This is a genomic window from Cellulosimicrobium cellulans (assembly GCF_042723955.1).
GTDB lineage: Bacteria > Actinomycetota > Actinomycetes > Actinomycetales > Cellulomonadaceae > Cellulosimicrobium > Cellulosimicrobium cellulans_H.
In genome coordinates this window covers 83,770-102,074 of the sequence record NZ_JBHXIC010000001.1, presented here as the reverse complement: position 1 = coordinate 102,074, position 18,305 = coordinate 83,770, and the positions used below count along the sequence as shown (strand labels likewise).

The window sequence follows — 18,305 nt, the reverse complement described above, 5'->3', positions numbered from 1 at the left end:
TCAGCCGAGTCCCGGGACCTCGACCGTCGCGTCGGCGTAGGGCGCGACGAGGAGCGTCGCGGTGGCCCAGCCGCGCGTGAGCAGCCCGGTGTCCGAGTCGGGCTCGGAGTGGCGCTCCGTGCCGGAGTACTGGAGCACGAGGTGCCGGTCGCCGTCCTCGTGGATGTTCGCCTGCACGAGCCCGAACGTGGCGAGGGGCGCCTGCCGCAGCCCCCGCAGCCGGTCCGGCGGGACGTCGGGGACGTTGACGTTGAGCGTGCGCCGGTCGAGCGGGACGCCGTCGGAGGCGGCACCGTCCATCCACGCGAGCACGTGGTCGGTGACCAGGCGCGCCGTGTCCCAGTGCTGTGGCTCCGCCGCGTCGACCGAGACGGCGAGCGAGCGGATCCCGTGCGTCATGGCCGAGAGCGCCGCGCCCACGGTCCCGGAGTGCAGGATCGCGTTGCCGGTGTTGGCACCCTTGTTCGCCCCTGAGAGCACGAGGTCCGGGCGCGTACCGAACCCGCCGTACGCGGCGACGAACGCGATGAGCGCGGGCGCCGCCCGCACCGCGTAGGACGTCACGCCGTCGGGCAGGCCCGGTGCCGGCCTCTCCTCCACGGCGAGCCGGCCGTCGCGCTCCGCGCCGAGCAGGGACGCGCTCGCGCCCGAGGACTCGCGGGCGGGCGCGGCGACGACGACCTCGTAGCCGGCGTCGAGCGCCGCCCCGGCGAGCACCGCCAGTCCGGGGGAGTCGATCCCGTCGTCGTTGGTCACGAGGGCGCGCACGGTGGTTCTCCTCTGTCGTCGGGGTCGGGCCGGTGCTGTGGGTTCAGGCGGGGACCTCGCGCACCGTGATGCGGCGCGCGAGGCGTTCGATCTGGTCGCGGCGCCCGGTACCGAGGCCGCGCCGCGTGACGTTGAGCGCACCCGCCGCGGCGCCGAGGCGCACCGCGCCGGGCAGGTCGAGGCCGCGACCGAGCCCGACGGCGATGCCCGCCGTCATGGAGTCGCCCGCGCCCCGGTGGTCGACCGTCGTGATGCGCGGCGTGCGCACGGTGTAGGTGTGCTCGCGCGTCACGAGCAGCGAGGGGTCGTGCGCACGTGAGACGACGACCGCGCGCGGTCCGGCGTCGACCATCGCGCGCGCGGCGGCGAGCAGCGCCGCCTCGGTCTCGTCGTCGGCGAACCCGCCCTCGAGCATCTCCTCGTGGCTGATCTTGAGCACCGCGCCGGGCGCGTCCGCGACGGCGCGCGCCTGCTCCCCGGAGAGGTCGGCGACGACCTGGCGCTCGGACGCGTGCAGGTCGCGCGCGAGCCGACCGAAGAACGAGGCCGGGACCCCGATCGCGGTCTCCGACCCGGTGAGGATGGTCACCGCGGCGTCGAGCCCGGACACGAGCACCGTCCCGTACAGGTCGTCGACCTCGTGCCGGTTCAGCGGGAAGGGGTCCATGGTCACGATCTCCTCCCGGTGCCCGCTGCGCCGGTCGTGGACGTACGCGCCGTTCCCGCCGGTCGTCGTCGCGCGCAGGTCGAGGTTCTCGGCCCGCGCGAGGTGCGCGGCGACCGTCCCCGTCTCGCCGCCGAACGGGCCGCACACGACGACCTGCGCCCCCAGCGAGTACGCCATGCGCGCGAGCCACAGGCCCTGGCCGCCGGGGTGGACGTGCACCTCGGGCGACGTCTCGTACGGACCGGCGGGCTCGATCTCCACGGTGAGCAGGGGCGTCAGGGCGAGCACGCACACGTTGGGGGTGCGGGCGGGCCCGGGGGTGGGCGGGTCGGGCGGGACGGGGAGCGGACCGGGCGCGGGCGTCGGGGTGGCGCTCATCCGTCCACGCTAGGGCGACGGCGCGCGCTCCACCCGTCGAACCGGGCGTCGAGCCAGCCGACGAGCCGGTCGGGGCGGTCGGTCATGATCGCGTCGACGCCCTGGGTCAGGAGGTCGTCCCACTCGTCGGTCGTGTTCGCGGTCCAGACGTGCACCCGCAGACCGGCGCCGTGGAGCGTCTCGACCAGGCCGGGCTCGTGCGCGAGGAGCGCGACCTCCGGGTTGCAGGCCGCGACCCCCAGGTCCGCGCACACCGCGACGAGCTCGGCGAGGCTGTCCGGGTGCAGCGCGAGCAGCAGCGCGCGGTCGAGGTGACCCGCGGCGTCGCGCAGCGCCGCGGCCGTGGGCGGCCAGAACGACTGGACGACCACCCGGTCCGCGATCCCCGCGTCGTCGACCTGCTGGGTCACGAGCAGGACGTCCTCGACCGTCCACAGGCCCTTGAGCTCGACGAGCAGCCCGATGCCCGGGCGGGCGACGGCGAACCGCGTGACCTCGGCGAAGGTCGGGACGCGCTGGCCCGTGAACGCGCGCGAGAACGACGACCCGGCGTCGAGCTCCCGAACCTGGGACAGCGTGAGCCCGTCCACGCGGCCGGTCCCGTCCGTCGTCTCGTCGACCACGTCGTCGTGCAGCACGACGACCCGGCGGTCGGCCGTGAGGTGCACGTCGAGCTCGATCGCGTCGGCACCCGCGCGCCACGCGGCCTCGAACGCCGCGAGCGTGTTCTGCGGCGCCACGGACGAGTTGCCGCGGTGCCCGACGACGAGCGGGCGGCCACCGCGGTCGGCGGCGGGCCGGAGCAGGGGAGACGGATGCGTCGTGCGCTGGTCCGGGGAGCGACCCGGAGAGGTGGGCGGCATGGGGCCAGTCTCGCGCGCGACCCGCGCCGCCGCGCTGCCGGGCACGGCGCCGGGCTGACCGTTCCGCGAACGTTCACCCGGCGTGCGACCGTCAGCGCCGACGACCCGTGAGCGCGAGGAGGTGGGTGAGGTCGTCGGCGCCGTCGTCGACGTCGAGCGGGCCGCGGAACAGCGGGCCCGGCTCGAGGAACGTCGAGCGCGACTCCGCGTAGTGCAGCGCCCACGCGACCAGCGCGGGCTCGCCCTCCTCGTCCGCCCCGACGGCGCGGGCCAGGTCCCACGCGTGCACCACGAGGTCGAACGTCATCTGGGCGCAGTACTCCGCGCCCGACTCGTCGCCGTAGGACAGGTGCACGCGGCGGTCCAGGGCGTCGGGCGTGAGGAACGCCTCGCGGGCCTGGACGGACGCGTCGACCCACCGGTCCACCGGGTCGTCGCCGAGCACGTCGCCCTCGAAGACGGTGCCGACGTCCTCGATCCAGCGCCCGGCGAGCAGCTCGGGTGCCCAGAGCTGCTCGGCCGTGAGGTGGTTGACGAGGTCGCGGACGGTCCAGTCGGCGTCCGGGGTGAGCAGCGACCACTGGTCGTCGCGCAGCGGGCGGACGAGCGCGTCGAACGCGCCGATCGCGTCGCCGTGGGCGGCGAGGACGTCCATGCGCACCTCCCGGGGCCTCGTGAGCCTCCACCGTGGCACGCCGGACCGCGCGCCGCAGGTCGAGCGCGGGCCGGCGGAACGGCCCCGTCGACGGCCCGGTCGCGCAGCGCGGCCCGCGGCCCCCGGGGACGGTAGGGGCCGCGGGCCGCCGTCTCACACCGACACGACGATCTTCACGTGGTCGTCCTTGTGGTCGATGAGCTCTCGGTACCCCTTCTCCACGACGTCCTCGACCGCGATGCGGCTCGTGACGAACGGCGCGAGGTCGATCTTGCCCTCCTGGACGAGGCGGATCACGGCCGGGTGGTCGTCCGCGTACCCGATGGCGCCCTTGATGGTGAGCTCGCGCAGCAGCACCGTCATGACGTCGAGGGTCGGCGGCTCGGAGAACAGCGCGACGATCTGCAGCGTCCCGCCCGCCTTGAGCGCGTGCGTCAGGGTGTCGAGCACCGGCTGCGCGCCGGAGCACTCGATCGCGACGTCCGCGCCCCGGCCATCGGTGAGCTCCAGCACGCGCGCGGCGACGTCGACCTCGCGCGGGTCGAGCACGACGTCGGCCACCCCGGTCTCCAGCGCCTTGGCCTTGCGCGCCCCGCTCACCTCCGTGACGACCGCGCGCGCCCCGATCGCGTGCAGCACGGCGCACGTGAGGAGGCCGATCGGCCCCGCGCCCCCGACGAGCACCGTGTCGCCCGCCTGCGCGCCCGACAGCCGGACGCCGTGGTACGCGACGGCCAGCGGCTCGATGAGCGCCGCCTGGTCCAGGGGGACGTCGCCCACCGGGTGCACCCAGCGGCGCTCGACGACGATGTGCTCGGAGAGCCCGCCGCCTCGCCCGGAGATGCCGATGAACCCCATCTTCACGCACGCGTTGTAGAGGCCGTCGCGGCACGGCGGGCACTCGCCGCACACCATGAACGGCTCCACGACCACGGCGTCCCCGACCGCGAGGCCCTCGACGCCCTCGCCGAGCTCCTCGACGACCCCGCTGAACTCGTGCCCGAACACGACGGGCAGCGTCTCGCCGGACAGCGGGTGCGGCTGGGTCTCGGACGGCGCCGGGGGGAACGGGCCGTCGAGGTACAGGTGCAGGTCCGAGCCGCAGATGCCCGTCCACGCCGGCCGGATCTTCACGGTCCCCGGCCGGGTCTCGGGCTCCGGGACGTCCTCGATCCGGAGGTCTTCCTTGCCGTGGTACCGCGCCGCCTTCATCGTCCTCACCTCGTCCGTCGGGCCGCGCGCACCGCTCGGTGCGCGGCGGGCGGTCCCCGGACCGGTCCTCGATGAGACCTCGGCGGGCCGTGGCGACCGACCGCACCTTCACGGTAGGCCGGGGTCCGACCGCCACGCCGCGCCGAAGGTCCTCATCCCCGGGGCCGGTCGTCGTCGGCGCTCGCCCGGGCGTCGGCGGGGTGCCGCGTCGGAGAGCGGTGCCGGAGCGCGGTGCCGGAGCGGGGTGCCGGAGCGGAGTGCCGGAGCGCGGTGCCGGGGGAGCCGCCGCGATACTGGGGCGCGTGACCACGACCCGCACCCCTGCCCCCCGCCTCGTCCCCGAGCCCTGCGGGGGGCGCGCGTGATCGACCGGTGGACGTGGCCGGCGTACGTCGGCGTGATCGGCGGCGCGCTGCTCTTCGCGGCGTTCCTCGTGCCCGCGCTCGCGTGGCAGTCGCGCCGGTACGGAGGGCTGAGCGGACGGCGCCTGGTCGGTGCTGCGGCCGTCGCCGTCTACGGGGTGGCCCTCGTCGCGTACACGCTCCTGCCGCTGCCCAGCGGCGACCTCGCCCAGTGGTGCGCGCAGTACGGCGTCGCGGGCGCCGAGCTCGTGCCGTTCCACTCGCTCGCCGACATCCGTCACGACACCGCGGGCCTCGGCCCCGGCGCGACCCTGCGCAGCGCGGCCGTGCTCCAGGTCGTCTTCAACGTCGTCCTGTTCGTCCCGTGGGGCCTGCTGGTGCGGCGCTACCTCGGGCGCGGCGTCGTCGTCACGACCCTGTCCGGGCTGGCCGCGTCGGTGCTCGTCGAGACCACGCAGTACACCGGCATCTTCGGGCTCATCCCGTGCTCGTACCGGGTCGCCGACGTGGACGACGTGCTGACCAACACGCTCGGCGCGCTCCTCGGGGCGCTCGCGGCCCCGCTCCTGCTGCGCTGGATGCCGCGCGCCGCGGACCTCGAGACGCGCCGGGACGAGGCGCGTCCCGTGACGGTGTGGCGCCGCTGGCTGGGGATGCTGCTCGACGCGCTGCTCGTCACCGCGCTGGGCGTCGTGCTCCAGGTCGGGTACCGCACGGTGCTCTTCGCGCTCGGGCAGCCGCTCCACGACGGCACGGACTGGCCGCAGTGGCTGCTCGGCACGCTGGTCCCGTTCGTGCTCGTGTTCGCCGTGCCGACGTTCCTCGGCAGCGGCGCGTCCTGGGGGCAGCGGACCGTGTGGCTCGCACCGCGCTGGGCGGGCCGTCCCGGCACGACGGCGCAGCGCGTCGCCCGCGCGGTGGTCGGGGGTGCGCTGTGGGGAGCGCTGGGCCTGCTCGCCGACCTGCCGACGGACGTCCCGACGGCCCTCGCGGCGGCGGGCGACGTGGCCGCGCCGGTCGCGTGGCTGTTCGCCGTGGTGTCGGTCGTCGCGGTCCCGTTCACGCGCGGACGGCGTGGGCTCTCCGGGGTCGTGTCCGGTGCGGAGGTCGTCGACGCGCGGGAGGCGGCGCTCAGTCCTGCGTGAGGAGCCCGACGGTCAGGGCGATCGCGCCCCAGATCACGAGGCCACCCCCGACGGCGATGGCCATCCCGTTGGCCCCCGTGGAGCCGGCCCGGCGCGCGCCGCGGGCGGCCGTCGCGGCGATCGCGAGGCCGGACACGACGAGCACAGCCCCTGCCACGATCCAGAACATCGCGAACACCGTCCCATACGCCCCCTGTGCTCCGCATCGTGGACGGTCGTCCAGGACAGTGCCCAGGAAAGCGCTCACGCGCGAATGCCGCGGAGACCTGCGGATTCGCGGGCAGGGGCCTTCACCGAGAGCGAACACACGCGAACGGGACCTGGACCGAGCCGTGAGACGGGTTGCGCCGACCAGGCGTGACGCCTCACGGTGTGCGGGTGCACCCTCCCGCCTCACCGGTCCGTCGCGTCCTCTTCCCGGGTCGTCACCACGTGGTCACGCGCTACCAGGTCGACTACCTCCGAGCGCTGCGCGCCGGGCTCGTGCGTGACCTCGACGGGCATCGCGTGCGCTGCGCCCCGGACGTCGAGGTCGTCTGGGTCGTCACGTCGGCGAACCACGCGGGCACGCGCCGCAACCCGCTGCCCGGGCACCGCCGCGAGGCGCTCGTCGAGAACGTGACCACCCGGGAGGGGATCGCGTCCGTCGTCGTGCCCGTGCCCGACGTCGCGCCGGACGACCGGTTCGCGCACCTCGTCGTGACGAGCGTCGCGACGGCGACCGGGATCGCGCCCGACCCCGCCGACACCGTCGTCGCGTGCTCGACCCCGGCGCTCGTCGACGCCTACCGCGCGCTCGGCTACCGCGTCGCGGGCGTGGAGCTCGACGCCGCCGAGCCCGACGGCGAGCCTCCCGCCCGGCCGTGGGACGTCGTCGAGCAGATCGCCGTGGGGGACGAGCGCTGGCGAGAGATCGCGCACCCGGCCGTCCCGGACTTCTACGCGCGCTACCGGTTCGTGGAGGACGTCCGGCGGATCTTCGCGGACCCCGTCGTCTCGGGCGACGGCGACCTGACCTCGACGCGCGACTACCGCACGTACGCCGCTGCCTTCGAGGACGCGTCGGCGCGCAAGTGGGCCCAGGTCGCACCGCACGTGCGGCCAGGGCGGATCGTCGACATCGGGTGCGCGACCGGCGGCCTGCTCGAGCACGTCGCGCGCGAGCCGCGCCTGCACGAGTCGGACCTGTTCGGGGTCGACGTCGCACGGCACCTCGTCGCCGAGGCCGAGCACAAGAAGGCGCAGGGCGCGTTCGCGAACCCGCACGTCTGGTTCGTGCAGGCCAACATCCTCGACCGCTCCGTGATGCCCGACGCGACCGTCGACACCACCCTGACGATCGCCCTCACGCACGAGGTCTCGTCGTACGGCGCGGGCGTCCGCGACGTCGAGACCTTCGCGCGCCGCGTCCACGCGCACACGCGACCCGGGGGAGTGTGGATCAACTCCGACGTGTGCGGCCCTGGCGAGCCGGACCGCGTCGTCGTGCTCACGCTGCGGACCGACGACGGCGCCGCGGCCACCGGGGACGGGCCCGGCGGGGCGCGGACCGACCTCGACGACCTCCCACGCGCCGACGTCGCCGCCTGGGTCGGGTCGCTGTCCACCGACGCGCGCCTGGCCCAGTTCGCGCACGACTTCCCGCACTTGTCCGGCGCCGCGTTCGCCCCCGAGCGCCTGGCGCCGGGGTCGTGGCGGCTCACGCTGCGCGAGGCGATGGAGTTCCTGACCCGCAAGGACTACGTCGACAGCTGGCTGTCCGAGTGCCACGAGCGGTTCTGCGACCTCAGCGGCCCGCGCTGGGCGGACCTGCTCGCGGACGCCGGCTTCGAGCTCGAGCCGGGCAGCGGCGCGTGGCGCAACGAGTGGGTCGTCGAGCACGCCCTCGCGCCGGTCGCGGCGCTGCACGACGCCGCGACCGGCGAGCCCGTCGACTGGCCAGACACGCACGTCCTCACGGTCGCCCGCAGGCCCGAGCTCGCCTGATCCCACCCGGCCGAGGGAGAACCCTGGTCGCACGAGGGAGAACTCTGGTCATGACCAGGGTTCTCCCCCTCGGGAGGCCGGGGCCGCGCCGTCGTACGCTCGGAGGCGTGCTCCTCGACGCCCGCACGCTGCGCGGCCTCCAGGACGGGACCGTGACCCTCGCGTTCCGCCGCTGGACGACGCCGCGCGTGAAGGTCGGGACGCTCCAGCGGACGCGGATCGGAGTCGTCGAGGTGACGTCGGTCGAGCGCGTACCCACCGGCGCGGACGGCGCGCCGCTCGTGTCCGACGACGACGCGCGGCTCGCGGGGATGGCCTCCCCGGAGCGCGTGCTCGCCCGCGGTGCGGCACGCGAGGGCGACCTGTACCGCGTGGGCATCCGGCTCGCGGGGCCCGACCCGCGCGTGGCGCTGCGCGAGGACGCCGACCTGGACACGAGCGACGTCGAGCGGATCCGCGCCGCGCTGGAGCGCAAGGACCGTGCCGCCGCCGCCCCGTGGACCCGGCAGTACCTCGAGCTGGTCGGGGCGAACGAGGGCGTCGTCGCGCGCGAGCTCGCCGCAGGGCTGGGGATGGCGCGCGACGACTTCAAGGTGCGCGTGCGCCGGCTCAAGGAGCTCGGCCTCACCGAGAGCCTCGACGTCGGCTACCGCCTCTCCCCGCGCGGCCGCGCCTACCTCGACGCGACGGCGACCGACTGATGCGAGGCGCCGAGCCGCCCGCGCGCGGTCATGCCGACGGGGACGACGCGCCGACGCGCTCCCCGGCCCCGTCGATCGCGGGGAGGCCGTCGATGCTCGTGGAGTTCTTGGTGACGCGGTAGGCGTCGAGCTGCTCCGGCGTCTTGCGGTCGGCCCAGCGGTCGAGCAGGTCACGGTCCTCGACGAGCTCCAGGTGCGGGACGGAGAACCCGCACGAGTCGGAGACGCGCGTGACCTCCACGACGACGATGCCGCGCTGCCCGGCCGTCTCCGCCTTGGCGAAGTGCCCGCGCAGCGCGTCGAACTCCGCGGTCCCAGCCTCGACGTACCGGCCGGTGCCGTGGAACCGGACGATGTTCGGCGGGCCGCTGAACGCGCAGAACATCACGACGACGCGACCGTTCTCCCGCAGGTGCGCCGGTGCCTCCGCACCCGAGCCGGTGTAGTCGAGGTAGGCGACGCGGTGCGGCGAGAGCACGACGAACGTGCCCGCCATGCCCTTGGGCGAGACGTTGACGTGCCCGTCCGCCGCGAGCGGCGCGGTACCGACGAAGAACACGGGCTGCGCGAGGACGAACGACGCCAGCCGGTCGGTGATCTCTGCGTGCACGGTCGCCATGACGGGAGTCTGGCACCCGCGTCGGTGGACGGGGATAGCGTCCGGTGGATGAGCACACCGACGAGGGGACCGGGCGTGGACGCCAAGGCGACGCTGCAGCGTTATCTCGCGCGCGAGCGGGAGGCGCTGCTGAGCAGGGCCGAGGGGCTGGGCGAGCACGACGTGCGTCGCCCGCTCACCCGGACGGGCACGAACCTGCTCGGTCTCGTGAAGCACGTCGCGAGCGTGCAGGTCGGGTACCTGCACGAGGTCTTCGGCCGCACGCACGACCTCGACCTGCCCTGGTTCGCCGACGACGCCGAGGTCAACGCGGACATGTGGGCGACGGCGGACGAGTCGCGCGAGCAGATCCTCGAGCTCTTCCGCCGCTCGACGGAGCTGTGCGACGCGACCGTGGCGGAGCTGGACCTCGACACGCGCGGCGAGGTGCCGTGGTGGCCGCCGGAGCGCCGGGGGATCACGCTGTTCCTCGCGCTCGTGCACGTCCTGGACGAGGTCGCGCACCACGCGGGCCACGCGGACATCGTGCGTGAGCTCGTCGACGGCGAGGCCGGTGACGACCGCGGCAACCTGCCCGACCTGGGCGACGACGAGTGGGCCGCGTACCGCGAGCGGCTGGAGGCCTCCGCCGTCGAGGCCGCGCGGCGCGCGGGCGAGCGTCCCTGACCCCGAGATCGACCCTCCCGTCACGCGGTCGGCCCCGGCGGGTCGATCTCGGACGCTCGGGGTCGATCACGGTGCTGTCTGACGCGTGTCGCGCCGCCGCCGTCAGGCGCGCTCGAGCAGGATCGCGACCTCGTAGTGCGACGTCTGCGGGAACATGTCGAGCACCCGGGCGGCGCGTGGTCGCAGCGACGGCATGAGCGCGAGGTCGCGCGCGAGCGACGTCGCGTTGCAGCTCGAGTAGACGACGTGCCTGACGCCGGACGCCTCGAGCCACGCGCTGAGCGTCTCCCCGATCCCGCGTCGCGGCGGGTTCACGACGACGAGGTCGGGCACGTCCTGCCGGGACAGCGCGAACGCCGTCGCGTCGTGCGCGAGGAACGTCGTGCGGTCGAGGCCTGCGTCGCGCGCGGTGAGCCGCGCGCTCGCCACCGCCTCGGCACTCGTCTCGACGCCGATGACCTCCCGGTCAGGTCCGGCGACGTGCAGCGCGAACCCGCCCACCCCGCAGTACAGGTCCCAGACCGTGGCGGGCGCGGCGTCGTCCACCCACTCCCGGCCCTGGCGGTAGAGCGCCGCGGCGACGTCGGTGTTGGTCTGGAAGAAGCTCTGCGGGCGCAGGTGCAGGTCGATCCCGTTGACGGGCATGCGCAGCGTCTCGGCGGCCGTGAGGAGGACCTCCGTCTCGCCCTCGACCACGGCCTTGTGCTCCGGGTGCAGGTTCGCGGAGACGACGCGGAGCGACGGGAGCGCGTCGAGCAGGCTCGGCAGGTGCTTGCGGACCCGCGGGAGCGACTCGGTGGACCGCAGGACGAACCGCGCCATGAGGTCGCCGTCGGGGGAGAGCGTGACGAGCACGTACTTGAGCTCGCCGCGGCGGGCGCGCACGTCGTAGGGGACGAGCCGCGCACGCGTGACGAACTCCGCGAACGCCGGGAACGACGCCTGGAGCGCGGCCGGGTAGAGCGGGCAGTCGGTGAGGTCGACGCCGCCGCCCTCGCCGAGGATGCCGAGCACCGGGGCGTCCGTCGTGCCAGTGACGACCATCTTCGCCTTGTTGCGGAAGGCGGACTCCGCCGACTCGACCGTGGGCAGCCAGGTCAGGTCGGGCGCGAGCGGCGCGAGGAGATCCGCGCAGTGCTCCTGCTTGCCGGTGAGCTGCGCCGGGTAGGCGAGCTCGAGGAGGCTGCACGACCGGCACCGGCCGGCGTCGTAGTGGTGGCACTGCACTCGTTCGAGTCTAGGTGCCGGGTGGGGTCGGCGGACCCGCCGTGGAGCGCGCGCACGACGTCGGTGGCTCCCCTGACGAATCCGTGGGAGCGCTCCCTGGCGTGTTCGCCCGAGGTCGGCTACCGTCGTGGCAGCGCTCCCACACCGCTGTGGGGCGGCGCTGTCGCCGGGCCGGTCCGGCGAGTGCGGTTTCGACGGAGCAACCGAACAAGGAGCAGATCCGGCATGAGCCTCGACAGGCGGAGAAGAAGCAGACGAGCATGGGGGGCGCTGTGCGCGGCCGTCCTCGCGGTGAGCGGGACGGTCGTCGGCGCGGCGGCCCCCGCGAGCGCGGTCCCGGCGACCATCCCGCTCACGATCACCAACGACTCGGGCAAGGGGCCGATCTACCTGTACGTCCTCGGCGAGCGCGACGGCGTCGCCGGCTGGGCCGACGCGGGCGGCACGTTCCACCCGTGGCCCGGCGGCGTCGGGCCCGTGCCCGTCCCGGCACCCGACGCGTCCATCGCGGGCCCCGGCCCCGGCCAGTCCGTGACCATCCAGCTCCCGAAGCTGTCCGGGCGCGTGTACTACTCGTACGGCCAGAAGATGACGTTCCAGATCGTGCTCGACGGGCGGCTCGTCCAGCCCGCGGTCCAGAACGACAGCGACCCCAACCGCAACGTCCTCTTCAACTGGACCGAGTACACGCTCAACGACGGCGGCATCTGGATCAACAGCACGCAGGTGGACCACTGGTCCGCGCCGTACCAGGTGGGCGTCAAGCGGTCCGACGGGCACGTCCTCAGCACGGGCATGCTCAAGCCGAACGGCTACGAGGCGTTCTACACGGCCCTCGAGAGCGCGGGGTGGGGCGGGCTCGTGCAGCGCGCCCCCGACGGGAGCCGCCTGCGCGCGCTCAACCCGTCGCACGGGATCGACGTCGGCAAGATCTCCTCGGCATCGATCGACTCGTACGTCACCGAGGTGTGGAACTCCTACCGCACGCGCGACATGGTCGTCACGCCGTTCTCCCACGAGCCCGGGACGCAGTTCCGCGGCCGTGTCGACGGCGACTGGTTCCGGTTCAGGAACGGGTCCGGGCAGGAGGTCGCGGCCTTCAAGAAGCCCGACGCCTCGAGCGTCTACGGCTGTCACAAGGACCTCCAGGCGCCGAACGACCACGTCGTCGGGCCCATCGCCCGCACCCTGTGCGCCGCGCTCGTCCGCACCACGGCGCTGACCAACCCGAACCAGCCCGACGCGAGCAACTCCGGCTTCTACCAGGACGCCCGGACCAACGTCTACGCCAAGCTCGCGCACCAGCAGATGGCGAACGGCAAGGCGTACGCGTTCGCGTTCGACGACGTCGGCGCGCACGAGTCGCTCGTCCACGACGGGAACCCGACCGCCGCGTACATCAAGCTGGACCCGTTCACCGGCAGTGCGACACCGATAGGCGACGACGGGGGCGGCACGGAGGAGCCCAACCCCGGCGGCGGCCTGCCGACCGGCACCGGGACGATCCGCGCCGGCGCCGCGCTGTGCCTCGACGTGCCGTGGGCCGACCCGACCGACACCAACCAGGTCCAGCTCGCGACGTGCAGCGGCAACGCGGCGCAGCAGTGGACGCGCGGGGCCGACGGGACCGTGCGGGCGCTGGGCAAGTGCCTCGACGTCGCGCGCAGCGGTACTGCGGACGGCACCGTCGTCTGGATCTACACGTGCAACGGGACGGGTGCCCAGCGGTGGGTCTACGACGCCGGCACCCAGGCGCTGCGCAACCCGCAGTCCGGCAAGTGCCTCGACGCCCAGGGCGGTGCGCCGCTCCACGACGGCCAGAAGGTCCAGCTCTGGACCTGCAACCAGACCGAGGCCCAGCGCTGGTCGTTCTGACGCCGCGCGGTCTTTGACCACGTAGCACGCCCGGTGCCCGACGCCGCCCGCTCGCGGGACGTCGTCGGGCATCGGTGTGCGGTGGTCAGGCCGGCTTGGTCGCCTTGCCGTCGAGCCACAGGGTGTCGGACTCGTCGCGGTGCGTGCCGTCGGACCCCACGTGCTTCGAGGAGATCTGTGGGCCCTTGGTGACGACGTGCACGATCGCCATGCCGTGACCCCGTCCCAGCCCGTAGTCGGCCTGGAGCCACTCGAGGATCGGCGTCGCCTTCGTGGACTCGTCGAACCCGCGCTCGTGCGCGAGGTCCACGAGCTGGCGCGGGGTGAGGCCGGTCTTGTCCTCGACCGCGTCGAGATAGGCCTGGAAGGACATGCATGCTCCTCGTCGTCGGGGGCGGGCCGCTCGACCCGCCGGTGAACCTACCGACGGTCACCCACACCCGGACTCATCGGTCCCGTCGAGGCGTCCTCCGCACGGGGCGGGGCGGTCGGCTGCCCGACCGCAGCACGTCCGTCACCGCGTTCTCCACCAGGACCGGCACGAAGTCGCGCACGTGCGCGGTCTGGTAGCGCCCGAGCTCCGCGAGCACCTGGTCGCGGACGTCGTCCACCGGCACCTCCGGGAAGCGCGCACTGATCCGCTCGACCACGACGTCGATCTCGCGGTCCTCGTCCTCGATCGCCATGACCCGACGTTCCGGCCCCGCGGCGCGGCGCACAACCAACAACGGATGAACAGACGGCGCACGCGACGCGCCGCCCGGCGCCCGTGCGCGGTCCTCTGCTCCCGGTACGCTCGGGCAACCGATGTGGACGATCCTCGTGCTGTGCGCGTTCCTCGCACTCCTGGCCGCCGCGGTATGGCCGGCGGTGCGGCGCCGTGGTGCCCCGGGTCGCCGGTCTCGCACCATCCTCGCGGTCACGACGACGACGCTCGTCCTGGGCTTGACGGTCGTGACCGTGGCGCCTCGCGACGTCACTGACGACGGCCAGCGGTACACGTGCATCGAGGAGCCTCTCGGCGGGCTGAACCCGCTGTCGTCCGACGCGACCGACGCGTGCGTCCGGGCCAACTGGACGACGATCGCCGTCGTGCTGCTCGGGTGTGCGGTCCTGGTGACCCTGGAGCATCTCGTCCTCCGCCGTCGCGCCCGATGACGCGGCGAGGGCTTCGACGGCGGGTGGGGGCCGTCCCGGGACCGTCGCCTCGCGGCGCTCTCGGGGGTGTCGGCATGTTGCTGGGCGTACCGGTCGAGCCTTGGTTCTGGTGGGGGTTTGCGCTCCCGATGGTCGCTATGACCCTCTTCGGGCTCTACGCCCTGTGTGGGTGGCTGTCCATGTGGGATCGATCCGGGGCGCGGCGGCGTGCTCGTCGGTGAGGTCCGGTCAGGGCTATGTGGCGTGAAAGAGTGCGCTCGTGCTCATCGATGTCCTGCTGCTGCTCGCCCTGGTCACAGGGCTGCTCGCCGCGGTACTCCTGCGTTCGGCCGACGTGGTGACGCAAGACCCACGACTGCGTCGCTCGCTCGCGACCTGGGGTTGGCCCCTCGCGGCGGCAGCTGTGGTTCTCGGTCTCGTGGTGCTGGCACTCGACGGCGCGTGAGCCTGCCATGTCGGTAGGTCGAAAGTGGGGTTTCCGGGGGCGAACATCGGCCGGGAGCGATCCGGTGCCACGCAATCGTTGCGATTCCAGTGTCTGGTGGGCCCCGTGGGGCTCGAACCCACAACCTACGGATTAAAAGTCCGCAGCTCTGCCAATTGAGCTAGAGGCCCTGGACGTCGTCCGGCGTCCACGCACAGGCTACCCGCGTGGGGGTGCCCTCCGGCGCGTCGAGCGTCGCGCGGGCGCGGACCCTACGCGCGTCGTCGGACCCTGTCACGCGCAGTCTTGCTCCGTGAGAAATTCGGTGAGAAACGGGCGATTCGCTTGCGAGCGGCGCCTGTTCTTGTTTCGGTGGAGTGGACCGAGGAGCCCGCGGGAGGGTGCACCGACGGCAGGTCACGCCGGCCAGGTGTGAGCCGCACGGACGTGTCCCGCAGGGTTCCGCCCGGCGACGAGAGGAGCTCTCGTGCTCACCCTGACCGACAACGCCCGTACCGCTGTCCACGACCTGCAGACCCAGGCTGGTGTCCCCGAGGGAGGCGGTCTGCGGATCGCCGAGTCCGCGGACCAGGCGGGCAGCTTCGAGCTCGCGCTCGTGCCCGCCCCGCAGCCTGACGACACGGTCGTCGAGGACGGTGAGGCGAAGGTGTTCGTGGAGTCTGCCACGGCCCCGACCCTCTCGAACCTCACGCTCGACACGGACCCGAACGCGCAGGGCCCGGCGTTCGTCCTGACTCCTCAGGGCTGAACCACCACGCACCACCGGCGCCCGCGCCGGACGATCTCGACGACGTGTCCTCCTCCTCCAGACGCGTCCTCGGTCGCACGACGGGCCGTCCGCTCCGGCGGGCGGCCCGTCGTCGTGTCCGGGGAGGTCGGCTCAGGCCGCCGGCCCCACGATCCACGACCCGCCGAGCACGGCGGCGCCGAGCGTGACGACGAGGAACACGCCCACCCAGAACAGCCCGGGCACGTGCGTGAGCCGCGCAAGGATGTCGGCGTCGGACGTCGCCGCCCGTCCGCGCGACCGCTCGCTCTGCAGCTCGAGCACCGGCCGGACCGCGCCGAGCAGCAGGAACCACGTGACGGCGTAGGCGACGGCGCTCTGCACGTCGGGCGTCGCCCACCACGACACGCCGACGAGCGCTGCGCCCGTGACGAGCACGGACCACAGCCCGAACCAGTTGCGGATCTGCAGCAGCATGAGGGCGAGCAGCACGACGAGCAGCCACAGCAGCCCGACGGCATAGCCCTGGCGCAGGAGTGCGGCGGCGCCGAGCCCGATGAGACCCGGGCCGACGTAGCCCATGAACGCGGTGAGGATCATGCCGAACCCGCGCGGCCGGCCCGACGACACCGTGAGGCCGGAGGTGTCGGAGTGCAGCCGGATGCCCGAGAGGCGTCGGCCGGTGAGCAGCGCGGCGAGCGCGTGCGACGCCTCGTGGGCGATCGTCACGACGTGGCGCGCGACGCGCCAGACCGGCGTGACGAGCACGACCGCCAGCGCGAGCGCGCCCATCGCGACGACGACGGCGGTCGCCGGGGGAGCGACGGGCGTCGTCGCAGCCTCCCACACCTGCCCGACGACGTCCCCCACGGACGCGGCGACGCCGCCGCCCGAGGTGGCGCCGCCGTCGGACAGCACGGCTCGGGATACGGCGAAGGAGGGCGTCAGCGCGTGCACGCGCGCCATTCCACCACAGCCCGCTAGGAGCTCGACACGCCGAACCGGGGGTTGCGCGTCACGGCACCGTCGGCGTGCCCCGCAACCCCGGGTTCGGCGCAGGGGCCCACCCCGGCAGAGGCGGACGAGACGCACCTCACCCGTGCTCCGGCGTCGGGCATGAGACACTGGACGTTCGAGGGCAGCGCGATCCCGCGCGCCCCGCGTCGTGGAGATCCCCCCGGATTGCGTGCGGCGGACCCCGACCTTGAGCCCCGAGAGGCCCATCACCTGTGACTTCCTTTGCCGACTTCGGCCTGCCCACCCCCGTCGTGCGCGAGCTCTCGCGCCAGGGCATCGACTCCCCGTTCCCCATCCAGACCGCCACGCTGCCCGACTCGCTGAAGGGCCGTGACGTCCTCGGCCGCGGCCGCACGGGCTCCGGCAAGACCCTCGCGTTCTCGCTGCCGACCGTCTCCCGCCTGTCGTGGGCCAAGTCGTCGCGCCAGCCGCGCCGGCCGCGCGCCCTCGTGCTGTGCCCGACGCGCGAGCTTGCCAACCAGATCAACGCCACGATGGAGCCGGTCGCCAAGGCGCTCGGCCTCGTGACGACGACGATCTTCGGCGGCGTCGCGCAGTCGCGCCAGGTCGCCGCGCTCGACAAGGGCGTGGACATCGTCATCGCGTGCCCCGGCCGCCTCGAGGACCTCCTCAACCAGCGCCTGCTCACGCTCGACGCCATCGAGATCACCGTGCTCGACGAGGCCGACCACATGGCCGACCTCGGGTTCCTGCCCGGCGTGAAGCGCATCATGGACAAGACCCCCAAGCAGGGCCAGCGCATGCTGTTCTCCGCGACGCTCGACAACGGCGTGGACCAGCTCGTCAAGCGCTACCTCAGCAACCCGGTGCGCCACTCGGTGGACGACGCCGCGGCCGCGCCCCCGCAGATGACGCACCACATCCTCGCGGTGCGCGACGCGGACGCGAAGAAGCAGATCGTGCACGAGCTCGCGTCGGGCACCGGCCGCCGTGTGCTGTTCATGCGCACCAAGCACCAGGCGAAGAAGCTCGCGAAGCAGCTCACCGCGAGCGGCGTCCCCGCCGTGGACCTGCACGGCAACCTCGGCCAGGGCGCGCGCGAGCGCAACCTCGAGGCGTTCTCGTCGGGCGCGGTCAAGGTGCTCGTCGCGACGGACATCGCGGCGCGCGGCATCCACGTCGACGACGTCGAGCTCGTCGTGCACGTCGACCCGCCGGCAGAGCACAAGGCGTACCTGCACCGCTCGGGCCGCACCGCGCGCGCCGGGTCGGAGGGCGTCGTCGTCACGGTCATGCTCCCGGAGCAGCGCGGCGACGTGCGCGACCTCACGCGCAAGGCGAAGATCACCGCCCAGCCGAAGCCTGTCGCCCCCGGTGACGTGACGATCAAGGGCCTCGTCGGCGAGGTCGCAGAGTACGTGCGTCCGGCGGACATCACGCCGCCCCAGACGCAGGCGAAGCGCGGCACCACGTCGACCAACGGCGGGTCGCGTGCGTCGCGCCGCAACCGTGGCGGCCAGAGCGGCGGCCGTCCCGCCGCCCAGGGCGCCGGTCAGGGCACGACGGCGCAGCGCGGCCAGAGCGGTCAGCGCCCGGCGGGTGCGGGTCGCGCCGAGGGCGGCGGCAGGGACGGACGCGGCGCCTCGGGCACCGGGAACGGCGCGGCGGGCCAGGGCGGCGGCCGTCGTCGCGGCGGCCGCGGCCGCGCGCAGCGCCCGGCCGGCGGTTCGAGCACGGTCTACTCGACCTCCAGCCCGCGCTGACGCCCCCCCGACGCGGGGGGGGTGGGAGAAATAGAGGGGGGCTCGCGCTTCTGCCGCGGGGTCTGATGAATGCGGCGCGGGGGGGGGGGGCGGGGCACCCCCGCCGCCGC

20 protein-coding genes and 1 tRNA gene are annotated in these 18,305 nt (G+C 74.0%); 9 read left to right on the top strand and 12 right to left on the bottom strand.

Annotation, left to right across the window (positions count from 1 at the left end; all coding sequences use genetic code 11):
- From surE to ACFWH7_RS00435, 5 genes are all read right to left on the bottom strand, one after another.
- On the bottom strand, positions 1 to 768 hold the full coding sequence (gene surE / locus ACFWH7_RS00455; RefSeq protein ID WP_378214510.1) for a 5'/3'-nucleotidase SurE: 768 nt from the start codon (positions 766 to 768) through the stop codon (positions 1 to 3).
- Positions 769 to 811: 43 nt separating this feature from the next.
- Positions 812 to 1,813 (bottom strand): 1-phosphofructokinase family hexose kinase, encoded by a 1,002-nt coding sequence (locus tag ACFWH7_RS00450; protein WP_378214509.1) that lies wholly within the window; start codon positions 1,811 to 1,813, stop codon positions 812 to 814.
- On the bottom strand, positions 1,810 to 2,676 hold the full coding sequence (locus ACFWH7_RS00445; protein WP_378214508.1) for a glycerophosphodiester phosphodiesterase: 867 nt from the start codon (positions 2,674 to 2,676) through the stop codon (positions 1,810 to 1,812). The genes ACFWH7_RS00450 and ACFWH7_RS00445 overlap by 4 nt, the downstream gene beginning before the upstream one ends.
- A gap of 91 nt (positions 2,677 to 2,767) precedes the next feature.
- The gene (locus tag ACFWH7_RS00440; protein WP_378214507.1) at positions 2,768 to 3,331 is read right to left on the bottom strand and encodes a TIGR03086 family metal-binding protein; all 564 of its coding nucleotides are present in this window, start codon (positions 3,329 to 3,331) and stop codon (positions 2,768 to 2,770) included.
- 153 nt (positions 3,332 to 3,484) lie between these two features.
- Positions 3,485 to 4,543, bottom strand: a complete 1,059-nt coding sequence (locus tag ACFWH7_RS00435) for a 2,3-butanediol dehydrogenase (protein WP_378214506.1) — start codon at positions 4,541 to 4,543, stop codon at positions 3,485 to 3,487.
- A gap of 361 nt (positions 4,544 to 4,904) precedes the next feature.
- Here ACFWH7_RS00435 and ACFWH7_RS00430 point away from each other — a divergent pair, with 361 nt between their 5' ends.
- A complete protein-coding gene (locus tag ACFWH7_RS00430) occupies positions 4,905 to 6,050 on the top strand; it encodes a VanZ family protein (protein ID WP_378214505.1) in 1,146 nt (381 codons plus the stop codon).
- Here ACFWH7_RS00430 and ACFWH7_RS00425 read toward each other — a convergent pair.
- Entirely contained in the window at positions 6,037 to 6,219 is a 183-nt protein-coding gene (locus ACFWH7_RS00425) for a hypothetical protein (RefSeq protein ID WP_253055251.1), read from the bottom strand. The genes ACFWH7_RS00430 and ACFWH7_RS00425 overlap by 14 nt on opposite strands.
- A gap of 209 nt (positions 6,220 to 6,428) precedes the next feature.
- On the opposite strand from ACFWH7_RS00425, the gene ACFWH7_RS00420 reads away from it, so the two are divergent.
- Both ACFWH7_RS00420 and ACFWH7_RS00415 read left to right on the top strand, forming a co-directional pair.
- Positions 6,429 to 8,036 (top strand): class I SAM-dependent methyltransferase, encoded by a 1,608-nt coding sequence (locus tag ACFWH7_RS00420; RefSeq protein WP_378214504.1) that lies wholly within the window; start codon positions 6,429 to 6,431, stop codon positions 8,034 to 8,036.
- Between the two features lie 107 nt (positions 8,037 to 8,143).
- A complete protein-coding gene (locus tag ACFWH7_RS00415; RefSeq protein ID WP_378214503.1) occupies positions 8,144 to 8,737 on the top strand; it encodes an ASCH domain-containing protein in 594 nt (197 codons plus the stop codon).
- Between the two features lie 28 nt (positions 8,738 to 8,765).
- Here ACFWH7_RS00415 and ACFWH7_RS00410 read toward each other — a convergent pair whose 3' ends face one another.
- Positions 8,766 to 9,356 carry a pyridoxamine 5'-phosphate oxidase family protein gene (locus ACFWH7_RS00410; protein ID WP_378214502.1) on the bottom strand — a complete coding sequence of 197 codons (591 nt, stop codon included), beginning with the start codon at positions 9,354 to 9,356 and terminating at the stop codon, positions 8,766 to 8,768.
- Between the two features lie 48 nt (positions 9,357 to 9,404).
- Here ACFWH7_RS00410 and ACFWH7_RS00405 point away from each other — a divergent pair, with 48 nt between their 5' ends.
- Positions 9,405 to 10,022, top strand: coding sequence for a DinB family protein (locus ACFWH7_RS00405; RefSeq protein ID WP_378214501.1), 618 nt, complete (start codon positions 9,405 to 9,407; stop codon positions 10,020 to 10,022).
- Positions 10,023 to 10,124: 102 nt separating this feature from the next.
- On the opposite strand, the gene rlmC is transcribed toward ACFWH7_RS00405, so the two are convergent.
- The gene (gene rlmC, locus ACFWH7_RS00400) at positions 10,125 to 11,249 is read right to left on the bottom strand and encodes a 23S rRNA (uracil(747)-C(5))-methyltransferase RlmC (RefSeq protein ID WP_378214500.1); all 1,125 of its coding nucleotides are present in this window, start codon (positions 11,247 to 11,249) and stop codon (positions 10,125 to 10,127) included.
- 225 nt (positions 11,250 to 11,474) lie between these two features.
- Here rlmC and ACFWH7_RS00395 point away from each other — a divergent pair, with 225 nt between their 5' ends.
- Positions 11,475 to 13,124, top strand: a complete 1,650-nt coding sequence (locus tag ACFWH7_RS00395) for a glycoside hydrolase family 64 protein (RefSeq protein WP_378214499.1) — start codon at positions 11,475 to 11,477, stop codon at positions 13,122 to 13,124.
- Between the two features lie 85 nt (positions 13,125 to 13,209).
- On the opposite strand, the gene ACFWH7_RS00390 is transcribed toward ACFWH7_RS00395, so the two are convergent.
- A complete protein-coding gene (locus ACFWH7_RS00390; RefSeq protein WP_378214498.1) occupies positions 13,210 to 13,497 on the bottom strand; it encodes a DUF4287 domain-containing protein in 288 nt (95 codons plus the stop codon).
- A 73-nt stretch (positions 13,498 to 13,570) separates the two neighbouring features.
- Positions 13,571 to 13,810, bottom strand: coding sequence for a three-helix bundle dimerization domain-containing protein (locus ACFWH7_RS00385; protein WP_378214497.1), 240 nt, complete (start codon positions 13,808 to 13,810; stop codon positions 13,571 to 13,573).
- Positions 13,811 to 13,931: 121 nt separating this feature from the next.
- Between ACFWH7_RS00385 and ACFWH7_RS00380 the strand changes: the two genes are divergently transcribed.
- A complete protein-coding gene (locus ACFWH7_RS00380; RefSeq protein ID WP_378214496.1) occupies positions 13,932 to 14,282 on the top strand; it encodes a hypothetical protein in 351 nt (116 codons plus the stop codon).
- Positions 14,283 to 14,541: 259 nt separating this feature from the next.
- Positions 14,542 to 14,727 carry a hypothetical protein gene (locus ACFWH7_RS00375; RefSeq protein ID WP_378214495.1) on the top strand — a complete coding sequence of 62 codons (186 nt, stop codon included), beginning with the start codon at positions 14,542 to 14,544 and terminating at the stop codon, positions 14,725 to 14,727.
- A gap of 94 nt (positions 14,728 to 14,821) precedes the next feature.
- On the opposite strand, the gene ACFWH7_RS00370 is transcribed toward ACFWH7_RS00375, so the two are convergent.
- Positions 14,822 to 14,897, bottom strand: a tRNA-Lys gene (locus ACFWH7_RS00370).
- A gap of 296 nt (positions 14,898 to 15,193) precedes the next feature.
- Between ACFWH7_RS00370 and ACFWH7_RS00365 the strand changes: the two genes are divergently transcribed.
- Positions 15,194 to 15,475 (top strand): HesB/IscA family protein, encoded by a 282-nt coding sequence (locus ACFWH7_RS00365; protein ID WP_047231388.1) that lies wholly within the window; start codon positions 15,194 to 15,196, stop codon positions 15,473 to 15,475.
- Positions 15,476 to 15,607: 132 nt separating this feature from the next.
- Here the strand turns inward: ACFWH7_RS00365 and ACFWH7_RS00360 are convergent, their stop codons facing one another.
- Entirely contained in the window at positions 15,608 to 16,324 is a 717-nt protein-coding gene (locus ACFWH7_RS00360) for a M50 family metallopeptidase (protein ID WP_378214560.1), read from the bottom strand.
- Positions 16,325 to 16,683: 359 nt separating this feature from the next.
- Between ACFWH7_RS00360 and ACFWH7_RS00355 the strand changes: the two genes are divergently transcribed.
- Positions 16,684 to 18,195 (top strand): DEAD/DEAH box helicase, encoded by a 1,512-nt coding sequence (locus ACFWH7_RS00355; protein WP_378214494.1) that lies wholly within the window; start codon positions 16,684 to 16,686, stop codon positions 18,193 to 18,195.
- Positions 18,196 to 18,305: the final 110 nt, after the last annotated feature.

What these genes read in the sequence shown, in the direction of transcription:
- ACFWH7_RS00445 (WP_378214508.1), bottom strand. Translation starts at nt 2,676, where the DNA reads ATGCCGCCCACCTCTCCGGGTCGCTCCCCGGACCAGCGCACGACGCAT.
- ACFWH7_RS00450 (WP_378214509.1), bottom strand. Translation starts at nt 1,813, where the DNA reads ATGAGCGCCACCCCGACGCCCGCGCCCGGTCCGCTCCCCGTCCCGCCC.
- ACFWH7_RS00380 (WP_378214496.1), top strand. Translation starts at nt 13,932, where the DNA reads ATGTGGACGATCCTCGTGCTGTGCGCGTTCCTCGCACTCCTGGCCGCC.
- ACFWH7_RS00385 (WP_378214497.1), bottom strand. Translation starts at nt 13,810, where the DNA reads ATGGCGATCGAGGACGAGGACCGCGAGATCGACGTCGTGGTCGAGCGG.
- ACFWH7_RS00395 (WP_378214499.1), top strand. Translation starts at nt 11,475, where the DNA reads ATGAGCCTCGACAGGCGGAGAAGAAGCAGACGAGCATGGGGGGCGCTG.
- ACFWH7_RS00425 (WP_253055251.1), bottom strand. Translation starts at nt 6,219, where the DNA reads ATGTTCTGGATCGTGGCAGGGGCTGTGCTCGTCGTGTCCGGCCTCGCG.
- ACFWH7_RS00405 (WP_378214501.1), top strand. Translation starts at nt 9,405, where the DNA reads ATGAGCACACCGACGAGGGGACCGGGCGTGGACGCCAAGGCGACGCTG.
- ACFWH7_RS00435 (WP_378214506.1), bottom strand. Translation starts at nt 4,543, where the DNA reads ATGAAGGCGGCGCGGTACCACGGCAAGGAAGACCTCCGGATCGAGGAC.
- ACFWH7_RS00390 (WP_378214498.1), bottom strand. Translation starts at nt 13,497, where the DNA reads ATGTCCTTCCAGGCCTATCTCGACGCGGTCGAGGACAAGACCGGCCTC.
- ACFWH7_RS00440 (WP_378214507.1), bottom strand. Translation starts at nt 3,331, where the DNA reads ATGGACGTCCTCGCCGCCCACGGCGACGCGATCGGCGCGTTCGACGCG.
- ACFWH7_RS00410 (WP_378214502.1), bottom strand. Translation starts at nt 9,356, where the DNA reads ATGGCGACCGTGCACGCAGAGATCACCGACCGGCTGGCGTCGTTCGTC.